The sequence below is a fragment of the Rubrobacter tropicus genome (genome assembly GCF_011492945.1).
Lineage (GTDB): Bacteria > Actinomycetota > Rubrobacteria > Rubrobacterales > Rubrobacteraceae > Rubrobacter_D > Rubrobacter_D tropicus.
This window is the reverse complement of record NZ_CP045119.1, coordinates 3,666,865-3,679,415: the sequence shown is the minus strand read 5'-3', so window position 1 is coordinate 3,679,415 and position 12,551 is coordinate 3,666,865. Positions and strand designations below refer to the sequence as shown.

Genomic DNA, 12,551 nt, shown 5'->3' with positions numbered 1-12,551 from the left:
CGCGGTTGGTCTACCGGCGGCTTACGAAGAACGGTTGCCTCTACCGGGTCTTTGTTTCAAGCGATACATGGCCCGGTCCGCCTCCCGGAGCAAGGCTGAAGGGTCCAGAGCACCGCCGCCCTGGGCGACGGCGACGCCCACGCTGGCGGTGACCGAAACCCGCCGGCCGGATTCGTCCAAATAGAACGGCGCGCGCACCTTCTCGCCGATTCTTCTGGCCGCTTGCCGGGCCTCCCACTCTGTAACGTCCTCCAGCAAGACCGCGAACTCGTCACCGCCGAGGCGCGCCACCGTGTCCTCGGGCCGCACGCAGGACCTCATGCGCGCGCCGGCCTCCGAAAGTAGCCGGTCGCCGGCTTCGTGGCCCAGGGAGTCGTTGACCTCTTTGAAGTCGTCGATGTCTATAAAGAACACCGCCATACCCTCGGCCGACCGGGTGGCGCGCTCCGAGGCGTGCTTCAGACGGTCGGCAAACAGGTGCCTGTTGGGCAGGTTGGTGAGGGGGTCGTGGAACGCTTTGTGGGTGAGCTCCTCTTCGAGCACCTTCCTGTCCGTGAAGTCCTCGACCATGACGACGGCCAGCCCCTGCTCCGGACGCGTACCGCGGATCGCCGAGGCGCTGAGGCGGGCCCATATCACCGTGCCGTCTCTCTTGAGCATGCGCCTCTCCGCCCGGTAGCGGTCGCGCCGGCCATCCACGATCTCGCGGTAGGGTTCCGACCCGGCGATGCGGTCTGCGGGGTGGGTGAGTTGGTGGAAGGACCTTCCGCGAAGGTCCCCTTCTCCGTAGCCGAACATGAGATTGAGGGCGGTGTTGGCGCGCACTAGATTGCCTTCGGCGTTCGTAAGTGCCATGCCGATCACCGCCCCCTCGAAGACGGCTCGGAAACGCTCCTCGCTCTCCTTGAGTGTCTCTTCGGCGCGCCTCTTCTCCGTTACGTCGCTCAAAGAAAAGAGACGGCCCAGGGAGTTCCCGTCGCCCTCCAGCGGCGCGAAGGTCACGTCGTAGCGGCGCGTCGAGCCGTTCTTCAGGGAGATCTCCTGGTGCGGCGCATCGTCTGCCGTTCGGTGGATCGCGGGGCTGATCGGCAAGAGGCCAAAGACGCCACGACCGAGCACCCGGGCGGGCGCGTGGCCCAGGATGCTGGCCGCGACCGGGTTGAGGTCGACGACGCGCCCCCGGGGGTCAGTCACGATGAGCCCGTCGCGTAGGCTGGTGAAGGCGTCGGTCCTGCTCACGGGAGAGAGGTCCAGGAACCGGAACCGGAAAAGGCCCAGGGCAAACAGGGCGCCGGTGACCGGGAAGACCAGCACGCCCGGGTTCAGGTTGTGCACCGGGCTGATCCCCACGACGTGCGACAGGCTGGCCCCCCAAGACAGAAGCACGCCCGAGAGTAGCGCCACGCCCTGCGGATGGTAGAGTCGCGAAGAGCGGGCGATCTTGTACGCGAGCAAGGCCGTGCCGCAGAGAACGAGCGCGTAGGAGTAGACGGCGTGGACCCAATACCAGGGCCCCCGCACCATCTCGAGAACCACAAACGGGCCCGAACGGTCCAGTTCGACCGTGTCCCACACGAAGCCGTGTAGCCCGCTGGTCAACGTGAACAGTAACGTGCAAAGCGGTATCACGGCCAGGACGGCCACGGTGCGGTGGAGTCTTCGTCCCCACGCAAAATCTGCGAACACGAGGGCGAAGGCCAGCCACGCCACCGGCATGGCGGCGGCACCAAGGTACTCTGCCTTCGTCCAGAAAATCTTTCCGTTCACGGACGCCGAAAGCATCATCAGCGCGTAGGCAAGCTTGGACCCGCACGCGGCCATCATAAGCGCGGCGAAAGGCATCGCCGCGGGCGTCTCCTTTCGCCGCCAGGCGACCACGGCCAGAAAAGCGAGCGCCAGGGCAGAGGCCAGCGGCAGCAGTACGTAAGGTGTGTACTGGATGCTCACGTTCTTCCCGACGCGTGGATGGACAAGGTCGGGCCCGGCAATGCCTCGACCCTCATGATCATCTCGCTTCCCTGTCGACCTTGGCGTGTGGCAAGCCCGCTACGGACCCGTAGCAGACGCCAGGCCCCCCTCCAACCGTGCGGAGACCTCAGTGGCCGGCAGCGGCTTTGCAAAGTAGTAGCCCTGCGCGAGGCTGCAGCCCAACTCACGGAGGATATGGAGTTGTTCTTCCGTCTCTACGCCCTCGGCCACCACCTCGAGCTCCATGTCCCGCGCGAGGGTCGCCACCGCGGAGACGATCGCCCGGTCTTCGGTATTCTTTTCGAGGCCAGAGACGAACGAGCGATCGATCTTCAGGACGTCCAAAGGAAGCCTTTTCAGGTAGGAGAGGGAAGAATACCCTGTGCCGAAGTCGTCCACGGCCAGACGCACCCCCAGCTCCTTGAGGTTCCGTAGCGTGGCCGTCGTGCGCCCGGCACCGAACCCCGACTCGTCCATGGCGACGCCCTCCGTTATCTCCAAGCCCAGCGATCCGGGGTCGAGTCCCGCCTCCTCCAGAACGCTTTCCACGAGCTCAGGGAGGCCTGGCTCGTGGAATTGGCGGGCCGAAAGGTTGACCCAGACCGTCGGTGTACCGCCCCCTTTCAGAAGGTCCCGCCACTCGCGGGCCCGGGCGCAGGCCTCCCTGAGCACTTGCTCCCCGATCCCTATGATAAGTCCGGTCTCCTCGGCGAGCGGTATGAACGCCGCGGGAGGTACCACGCCACGCTGCGGATGCCTCCAGCGCACGAGCGCCTCGGCGCCGGCGTCTCGGCCGTCTGCCAAACGCACCACGGGCTGGTAGAGCACGCCGAGCTCTTCGCGCTCCAGGGCGTACCTCAGCCCGGCTTCGAGCGTCAGGCGCCGCTCCGACCGGCCGTCCATCGAGGTCTCGAAAACGACGTGGCGATCCTTGCCGCGCTCCTTGGCCGTGTACATCGCCACGTCCGCGCTTCTGAGGAGGTTCTGGGGGTCCTCCTGACCGCCCTTTCCGACCTTGCCAATTGCAACCCCGACGCTCGCGGTTACGAAGACCTCCCGGCCATCCAGGGAGAACGGCGGTCTGAGTTCCCGGGCGATACGCCCCGCCACCTCCTGCGCCAGTTCTTCGTTTTCCAGACCTTCCAGCAGGATGACGAACTCGTCGCCGCCCAGCCGTGCGACCGTGTGGCCCGGCCCGACGCAGGACGTTAGGCGGGCCGCTACTTCCACGAGGAGCCCGTCGCCCGCCCCGTGCCCGAGAGAGTCGTTGACGTGCTTGAAATTGTCCAGGTCAAGGAAGAGCACCCCGACCGTCTCGCCGGACTCCGACCCGTTTTCGCGCCCGACGCGGGAGAGGGCGTGGACCAGACGGTCGGTTAGGAGCGCCCGGTTGGGCAGCCCGGTCAGCCCGTCGTGGAGGGCGCGGTGGGCGAGGCTGTCCTCGAGATTCTTGCGCTCGGTAACGTCCTCTATGATGAGGCTCACCTCCCTCGTCTCCCCGTCCTCCCCCTTGACGGGGTAGCAGAACGCCCTCATCCACCGCGGCTGACCTCCGCGTCCGGTCCGGCGCGGTTCGTAGAGTAGGGGCGGCGTCTCAACGGTTTCGCCTTCCACGGCCTCCCTCACGTGGGGCAGGAGCCCCGCGGCCCGGACCTGCTCGTCCTCGAACACGTTCTCGCCTTCGGAGCTTTCCCCCTCTTCAAGGTCCCACAGCTCATCCCAGGCTTTGTTTACCAAGAGTGAGGTGCCGTCGCGGGCGAAGACGTGCATGGCCAAAGGCGCCTGCTCTATAAGCGTCCTGAGTCTCGCCTCCGGAAGTTCTGCTTGCGCGTTCCTTGGGCGCCGCTCAACCGCTGACAAGGCTCTCCCGGCTCTTTGCGAGTTGCGCTTCCATACTTTTCCTCATTTTGTCGGACACAACCAAGCGACTGATGGGTAAGATTCAGACTGTACTGTACCTTAACCTGACGCTCGATAGGGGCGAGGTGCGGTACATACTTTGGGCCATTCCTGTGTCAAATATCCGACGCTTACGGCCCGAAAACGACGTATGTTGCGACCTCTACCGTACGAGTACCCAGACGAGAAAATGCCCGGTCGATGGAGGCGGGCGGCTCGCTTGCGGCGGCCGCGCAACAAATTGACAACCTGGCTCGACCGGAAGAGAATGCAGCTTCCGTGAAACGCATCACCAAAACCCACTACCCGCGTAACGGAGGGACCTCTTGAGTTCAAACAAGTACGGAGTCGTCTGGATCTCGGTGGCGGTCTTGACGTTCCTGGTGGCTGTCGCGTACACGCTTGTCGTGGCTTTCGGGGGCCCGGCTAGCGAGGGGTATGACCCGGCATCCTTGCTGTTCGGGGTGGCGGGTCTGCTCGCGCTCGTCGGCTGGTGGTGGGACCGTTCCAGGATCGCGGAGGCTCGCGAGGAAGCCGAGAAGGGGCGCGAGCAACTGGCGGCCGAGGTGCAAAAGCGTGAGGCCGAGTTGGGCGGGGTCCGCGACGAGATCGGAGGGGTCCGCAGGGAGCGAGACGGGTTGCGGCAGGAGAAGGTACGGCTCGAGTCCAACCTGGAGGCGCGAGAGGGCGAGCTGGAGCGAGAACGCTACCTGCGCGCCCGTTCGCAGGAGGCGCGGGAGGCGGAGAGGGGCTGGAACCGGGAATTGCAGGCAGAGGTCATGCGCATGCACCGGGAGCTGGGTGCCTTAGGCGACCCGGGCGACGTGCCGAGCATGGTACTGCGTCTCACCAAGAGGCTGCTCGGGGCGGAGAAGGGGCTATTACTCTCGCGCGAAGACGAGGACTCCGACGGCAACCTCGACCTGATCTCCGTCGAGGGCTTCGAGAACGACCCGGAGGAAAGTGCGATCGTGCAGCGCTTCGCCGATGAGGTCATCGAGAACGACCAGATAATCCGCGAGGATGAGCCCCAAGAGGTAGAGGAGGGGAGCACCCCGGCGGACGAAGAGATCCAGAACCTCGTCGCGATCCCGATCTACATCCAGGACGAGTTCGGCGGCGTGATCGTTTGCGCCAACAAGGAGGGCGGATTCGGCGAGTACGACGAGGACGTCTTGCTCTCCTTGGGTAACCAGGCTGGCGCGGTCCTGAAGAACGGCCGCCTGCAGGGGGAGTTGCGCTCCTCCTACCTGGCCACGGTCCGCGTACTGGGGGAGGCGCTCGAAGCGAAGGACCCGTTCCTGCGCGGCCACTCCGAGGAGGTCTCCGGATACGTGGCGGCGGTCGCCGACCGTCTGGGCGTCGAGCCCCTACGCCGGGAGCAATTACTCTTCGCCTCGCTCCTGCACGATGTCGGCAAGATCGGCATAAGCGAGCGCATTCTGCTCAAGCCGGCGGCCCTCACCCCCGAAGAGACCGATATCGTCAAGCTACACCCGCGCATCGGCTACCACATCGTGCAGCAGGTGCCGGCGCTTGAGCCGATGGCGATGGGCATCCTTCACCACCACGAGCGCTACGATGGGTACGGTTACCCGTCAGGCCTGCGCGGGGAGGAAATACCGTTCGAGGCCAGGATTATCTGCGTGGCGGATGCCTTCAGCGCGATGACGGCCGAGCGCCCGTACCGGAGGCGGACGTCCGTAGCCGGGGCCTGCGAGGAGCTCGAACACCACGCCGGCACCCAGTTCGACCCCGAGATCGTGCGCGTCTTTGTCGAGGAGGTGCGCAGCAAACCGCCAGGCGACGACCGGCTCCGCGAGCTTGAAGATGCCCTCGAGGATCCGGAGCTTCAGGCCAGGCGCAAAGAGGGCGAGCCCGTGCTGGGCTACGGTTCGCTCGCGCTGACGGACAACCTGACGATGCTGTACACGCGCCGCTACCTGCACGAGACGGCGCAGGCCGAGGCGCGGCGTTCGGAGATGCGGGGGCGCCCGTTTGGCGTGGTTCTCGTGGAGCTGACGGAGATCGGCAGGACCAACATGCGGCAGGGCTACGCGGCCGGAGACGAGGAAATCCGGGCGGTTGCGCGCGGCCTCCAGAGAGTTGCGGCCCGCATCGGCGGCACGGCCTGTCGCCACGGCGGACGCCGTCTGGCCCTCGTCGGCTCCGGCGTCGACGAAGAGCATGCCCGCCGGCTCGCAGAAGAGATCGCGGAAGAGATAGCCGGAGGCCCACCGGTGCGGGTCGGCAGCTCCGCCTGGCGTCCCGGCGACGACGGCGAATCCGTGATCGTGCGCGCCAGGGCCGGCATCGCCTGAAAAGCGCCGGCGTACGCCCGGGACTCATCTGTTGCCCCGGAGGCCTCGCCGAACCACCCGTGTGTCGCTTCAGAGTAGTTGCTGTCGAAAGATCCCTAGAATCGTGCCACGCTTGCGGTGCGTCTTGCTTCGCTCCTTCAGGCAACGCATGCAGGGGACGCAGGTTTCAGCGGAGGTGCGGGCAACGCGCCGCACTCCGCGCCAACCATATTCTGATTCACGTGCCGCGCCCGTCTGTCGATAGCTCGGTCTCGCGGCCGCGCGTGGCCTGCCGGTTCAGCCGCTATTGGCATACCCAGATCTACCGTCGATGGACCGCCGAGGCGTTGATCTTCCTCTCGCGTGCCGGGAAAGAGAAGCGGTCGTCCGAGGCAGAGGCGTAGGTGGGATCCTCCGTCGAGAGTACCATCAACAAGGCCCTTGCGACCTCTTCGTCAACCGCGGTGCCCATCCCGCGGACCAACGCACGTCGCGCCTCGTTCGGGGAGAGCCCTGGCGAGTGGGGACCTTGCAGGACGAGCGAGGCGTAGAGAGAACAGACCGCGAGAATCTTGGACTCCGTCGGGGTCCACTGGCCGCGCAGGCGATCCGGGTACCCGGCGCCGTCGGGCCTTTCGTGGTGCCATCTGACCCACCTGGACGCCACTTCCAGACCGGGGACCGAAGCGAGCACCTCCTCGCCTGCCATCGGGTGTTCCTCCAGGCGCATGCTGCCCAGGGAGTTGAGCTTCTCGGGGGCCGTGAGTAGGATCTCATCCGGTAACCATAGGAGTCCCACGTCCATGAGCAGCGCAGCGACGCGCACCTCCCTGGCGCGCTCCTCGCCGAGGCCCATCTCCCTCGCCACGTCATAGGCGTACACGGCAGAGGCGGCGGCATGGTCTGCAGCGTGCCCGTCCCGGTATCCTAGCCGTCTGACCAGCTGAGAGGCGAGCTCCGTGTTGGAGTCGCGCAGCGCGTCTTTGAGGGCGGCATTCTCTTCCTCGAGTCGCAACGCCCGCTTGCGCTGCTCTCTGATGCGGTCCATCGCCACCGACGAGAGCAGGGTGCCACCCAGCAAAACTATGGCAGTCAGCGGGCCGCCGAGGGCGACGGTAGGAACAGCCACGAGCACGGTCGCGACGGCCAGGGCGTCCGACGGCAGGGCCGGAACGACGATCTCCAAGATGACCTCACGCCAAGACAGTCCGTACTTGAGGAGCATGAGCGTAGGCCCGATGAGGGCGTCCAACCCGTAGAAGACCAATCCGGCCGCGAGGGTCGCCAGCCCGAGCGAGGTCGGCGACGCGTACTCAGCATCGGAGGTCTGCGATAGGAACGCCAGCAGGGTCGAGGGGCAAAGGAGCGAGAAGACCAGCCCGCCCGCGAGCACCTGTGCCACATGCACGGAACCTTGAAAGGCCGTGCGCGACGGATCGCGGTAAACCGCAGAGGGGAGGGCCGCCACCAAAGCGCACGCGGGGCCGCCGAGCACCAGGGCGAACAGTATCGGCGCGCCCCCGAACTCAAAGGAGGTCTTGCCCACGCCGAGGCTTACCGGGCAGGTGCGCTCCAGGGCGCACAGAAAACCTAACCCGAGTCCCAGCGCGAACACCGTCGGCGTCAAGTAGAAGCCGAACCATATTGCCCAGGAAGCCAGCGCAAGGATAGCCAGGCAAACAACGCCGGTCACGTAGGCTCGCGCGAAGAATCGTCGGGAAAGCCTAGTTGGCAATTTTCCTCACGTCCCGCGCCTCGTCGACCCTCTGGTGGTCCCTTCTTCTCCCATAGGGAAATCATTCTAGTGGAAAGCGGGCCGGCGGTCCACGAGGCAACGGGGGCCGCCGGCCCGCCGATCTTTATATAATGTCAGCTACCAGGCCTTACGGGTCATCCGGCGTTCACCTCCCTGACCTTCATCATGCCTCCCAAAACCCCTTCGGCCTCTACCAGCACTTGCGGGTCAACAGCATTTTCGGGTCACCCCCTCGATGTAGCCGCTCGACGCAGTCAGGGCCTGCCGGCCCCGACCACCTTATTTTGCCTCATCTATGCCGGGAAAGAAGGGATCACAAGATCTGGTGGCGAACGGACGGCGGAGGGCTAGGCGGGATTACCTTTGCTTTAAGAGACCACGGACCCTGTGGCTCCGGGAGGCGAGGGGGCAGCGCGGTTCTTCGCGAAGCGGCGGGCAGATGACGGGTTGGTCTGTACCCCCGTCCGGATCGTTCACGGGAGTCTACGGGCTGCGGTTAGGAGTCTGCCCGCCTCCTCGGCGGGCAGCGGTTCCGAGAAAAGGTACCCCTGGCCGAGGTCGCATCCCAGGGCCTCGACTCGCGCCAGCTGATCTGGCGTCTCCACGCCCTCGGCCAATACCCTAAGGCCCAAACCCTTCGCCACATGGACCATACCGGATACAAGAACCTCATCCTCAGGATCCTGTTCGATCTTCTCGACAAACGAGCGGTCGATCTTCAGCATGCCCACCGGCAGGTGCTTGAGGTACGACAGGGAGGAGTAGCCCACCCCGAAGTCGTCCAGGGCGAACCGCACCCCAGCGGCCCTGAGCTCGTGCAGGGTGTCGATGTGACGGGACCCGTTGCCGACCACGGCGCTCTCCGTGATCTCCAGGGTCAACCAGGCGGGGTCCAGTCCGCTCTCCCGCAAGGCGTCTCGAATGTCCTCGGTAAGGCGGGGATGGGAGAGCTGCTTCGCCGAGAGGTTCACGCCTATGATCAGGGGTGGGTCCGAGGGATGGCCCGGGTAGCGGATCTGCCACTCGCGAGTCTGCAGGCATGCTTCGTGAAGGATCCTGCGTCCGATGGACGCTATAAGCCCGATCTCCTCCGCAAGCGGCACGAACTGTGCCGGCGAGACGCATCCACGCTCCGGATGCTGCCAGCGCGCCAGCGCCTCGAAGCCGATTATTCGTCCGGTATCGAGGGCGACCACCGGCTGGTAATGCACCACGAACTCGTCTCGCTCCAGGGCTCGCCTGAGGTCATTCTCCAGCCCCAGGCGCTCGACGACGAGCGACTTCATCGCTGGGTCGAAGACGCGGTAGCGCGCCTTGCCCTCCTCTTTGGCACGGTACATGGCCACGTCAGCGTCGCGCAGCAGATCCTCCGGTCCTTCCCGTAAACTTCCTCCGCCGCAGGCGATCCCGATGCTCGGGGTTACGAAGGCCTCTTGGCCGTCGAGGATGAAAGGCTCTCGCAGCTCTTCTACGATCCGTTCGGCCACCCGCGTGGCCTCGCCCGTGTCCTGAACGTGCTCGAGCAAGGCTGCAAACTCGTCGCCCCCGAGGCGCGCGGCAACGTCTTCGGCGCGCAGGCATCTTCGCAGCCGACGGGAGGCCTCCACGAGCAACCGGTCGCCGGCTTCGTGGCCCAGGGAGTCGTTGACGTACTTGAAGTTGTCGAGGTCCAGAAACAATATGGCGACCTTCCCGTCCACCTCCCGGCCGGATCCGGCCAGGGAACGTTCGAGCCGATCCGCGAAGAAGGCCCGGTTGGGCAGGCCCGTGAGGGCATCGTGGAACGCTTGGTGCGCCAGGCGCTGCTCCAGCGCCTTCCGCTCGGTGATATCCGCGATGGACCCCAGGGTGCCCACTATCTTGCCCGTTGGGTCGCGGTAGGGGGTCGCGGTGACCTCCCCCCAAAACGTCGTACCGTTCTTGCGTCTCAAACGCGTAACGTATCGCTCGACGAGGCCCCTCGCGCGGCGCTCGTTGTTGCGAAGCGCCCGCCGCCGCTCCTCCAGGGGCAGCAGTAGCTCGTAAGCCGGATGGCCGAGCAGGTCTTCCTTGGCGTACCCGGTGAGCTCGGTGACGCGGGAGTTTGCGTCGAGTACGAGATCGTCCAGGTCGGTGATGACCAGACCCTCGCCTAAGCTCTCGACCACCCTGCGGAAATGCGATTCGGAGGCACGCAGCGCCTCTTCCGTGTGCTTGCGCTCCGTGATATCCACTACGGTATGAACCGCACCCCGGAACCACCCGTCGCCGTCCAGGATTGGGGTCCCGGAAGCCGAGAGGTATCTTCTCTTACCCGACGCGCTCGTTATGGAGATCTCGTAAGCGGAGCGCATGTTTTTCTTTCTCAGGGCCGTCTGTTCTTGAGCTTTGAGGCGTTGGTCGTCGTCCAAAAATTCCAGTAAGGACCTGCCGACCAGTTCCTCGGGCGTGAGGTCGAAGATGTCGGCATAGGCCCGGTTACAGTAGGTTATCCGTTCGCGGTCGTCAACGAACCCGATACCCTCCTGCACAGTTTCGACGAGGGTACGGTATTTCTCTTCGGATGCCCGCAGCGCCTCCTCCGCGGCCTCGCGCCGTGTAATGTCGCGCGCTGAGGCGAATATCAGCCTTCTTCCCCCGTAGTCCACGGGGCCCACTCGCACCTCGACGGGAAAAGTCGTGTCATCCTTGCGGCGGTGCCGACCCAGATGCACCCCTGACGACAGGCTACTCTCGCCGGTGAGGGCACGCTGCCACAGGGTGCCGCCCCCCGCCTCTCTCTCCGCCCGCTCCTCTTCCGAGAGGAGGTTGGTGGCGAAGTCGCCGACCGAGAGCGAAAGTAGCTCCTCGCGCGAGTAGCCTAAAGAGCGGCAAGCCTCGGCGTTGCAGTCCATGATCCGGCCCCGCTCGTCGTGGACCAGCAGGGCGTCGACGGAACGATCGAAGAGCTGCCTGAAGCGCTCCTCGCTCTCTTTGAGAGCTTCCTCGGCCCGCTTGCGTTCGGTAATGTCCTCCACCACGCCGACTAGAAACTCGGGTTCGCCATCCGCATTGCGCACGGCGGAGATCGCGGGCCTAACCCACACGAGTTCGCCGTCTTTACGGATGTACCGTTTCTCCCTCTGGTAGCGTTCGACGCTGCCAGAGAGTAACGCCTCGTTCAATCGCCGGTCTTGCGTCACGTCGTCCGGGTGGGAGAGCTCCGCGATGGGTTTGCCGAACAGCTCCTCGGCGTCGTAACCAACCATCTCCTGGTAGGCGCGGTTGGTCTCCAGTAGCCGCCTCTGGCGGTCGGCGATGGATATCCCGAGTGCCGTGTTCTCGAAGATCGCCCGGAACCGCTGCTCGCTTCGCCGCAGTGTGTCCTCGATTCGTCTGCGTTCCGTAACGTCGCGTAGCATGATCAGGCGCCCCGCGCGGCGTCCCCTCCCGTCACGCAGCGACGAGACGGAGAGCTCATAGGCGCGTGGCGGCCCCGGTCCGTCTACCAACTCTACCTCTTCTGAAGCTGCCTCCGCGTCGTTGTGACGTTCGAGCAGGACGGCCCGGCCGGGCATGATCTCACCCACCGGACGGCCGACGGTTTCGGCTACCGAAAGGCCGAAAATGCGTCGTGCGGCGGGGTTCAGGTCCACGATCCGGTCCTGCACGTCCAGCACCACCATCCCGTCGCCCATGCCCTCGACGACGGCGTCACGCGCTACCGGCACGGCGTCGAGCAGGCCGCGTCGGAAGAGGGCCCAGGCGAAGACCGCACCGGTTACGACGAAGGCGAAGGGGGCCGGGTCCGGGTACCTGGGCGGGATGAGGCCGAAAACGTTGGCCGCGTTCCCTGTCCATGGAATCAGGGTCCCAACCAGCAAGGCGATCCTCTGACTGCGGTAGGGGCCCGCCGAGAGGACGAACGTCTGAACGAGAAGAAAGGTTGCGATAGAGATGAGAAGGTAAGAGTAAGCCAGGTTGACCCAGAACCAGGGCCCGTAGACCGGCTCGATGGTCGGGAACGCGCCGCCCACGCTCGGCTCTCTCGACCTCCAGAACAGATCGTGCGCCTCGTTAGTGAAGATCAACAGCAGCGTGAAGACCGGCTCGACGGCTAGAAGCGCCACGATCGGGCGAGTCATAGTTTTGGCTCTGCCGGTGTACCGGAGTGCGAAGACGAGCCACGCCGCCGGCACGAGCAGTATGCCCGTGTACTTGACGTTCCCCCAGAATATCTTGACTGGAAGGTCCGTCGCGCCCAGGGACAGGGCGTACGCCGCCCCCCATGTCGCCCCGGCGACCATCAGCGTCACGAAGGCGGTCGCACCCGGGGCTCCGCGGCGACGGCGCCAGACGTACAGGGCGATCAGAATCAGGACGACCGCCGCGAGGAACAGCGGGATCGCGAAAGGCGTCTCTCGCCAGCGCATCAGGCCCACCTGCCGTTCCGGAGGGGTGGCGTCTCGCGAAGCGTCTCGCGTTCTGGGTCACTCACGGTTCCGAGTCACCCCCGCCGAGAACCGGCGGTCGCGCAGAATGTTCCCTCCTGATTGCCGACGACCCCGTGGACTCCTTCTGCGACCCCAACATCGACCCCGACCTTACGTGCAAATTCTTGTCGAACCGAAGCGTCGTGCGCCATGCATACGCGACCCCGAAAGAAGACT

The 12,551-nt window shown here is 65.3% G+C and carries 5 protein-coding genes; 1 reads left to right on the top strand and 4 read right to left on the bottom strand.

The window, feature by feature from the left end; translation table 11 throughout:
* Positions 1-21: 21 nt before the first annotated feature.
* A complete protein-coding gene (locus tag GBA63_RS18425) occupies positions 22-1,947 on the bottom strand; it encodes a histidine kinase N-terminal 7TM domain-containing diguanylate cyclase (RefSeq protein WP_166178447.1) in 1,926 nt (641 codons plus the stop codon).
* A 99-nt stretch (positions 1,948-2,046) separates the two neighbouring features.
* On the bottom strand, positions 2,047-3,828 hold the full coding sequence (locus GBA63_RS18420; RefSeq protein WP_228282167.1) for a putative bifunctional diguanylate cyclase/phosphodiesterase: 1,782 nt from the start codon (positions 3,826-3,828) through the stop codon (positions 2,047-2,049).
* A 365-nt stretch (positions 3,829-4,193) separates the two neighbouring features.
* On the opposite strand from GBA63_RS18420, the gene GBA63_RS18415 reads away from it, so the two are divergent.
* Complete coding sequence (locus tag GBA63_RS18415; RefSeq protein WP_166178443.1) at positions 4,194-6,188, top strand: HD domain-containing phosphohydrolase; 1,995 nt, start codon at positions 4,194-4,196, stop codon at positions 6,186-6,188.
* A 301-nt stretch (positions 6,189-6,489) separates the two neighbouring features.
* Here the strand turns inward: GBA63_RS18415 and GBA63_RS18410 are convergent, their stop codons facing one another.
* Both GBA63_RS18410 and GBA63_RS18405 read right to left on the bottom strand, forming a co-directional pair.
* Entirely contained in the window at positions 6,490-7,794 is a 1,305-nt protein-coding gene (locus GBA63_RS18410) for an HD-GYP domain-containing protein (protein ID WP_166178441.1), read from the bottom strand.
* A 602-nt stretch (positions 7,795-8,396) separates the two neighbouring features.
* Positions 8,397-12,314 (bottom strand): PAS domain S-box protein, encoded by a 3,918-nt coding sequence (locus GBA63_RS18405; RefSeq protein ID WP_228282617.1) that lies wholly within the window; start codon positions 12,312-12,314, stop codon positions 8,397-8,399.
* Positions 12,315-12,551: the final 237 nt, after the last annotated feature.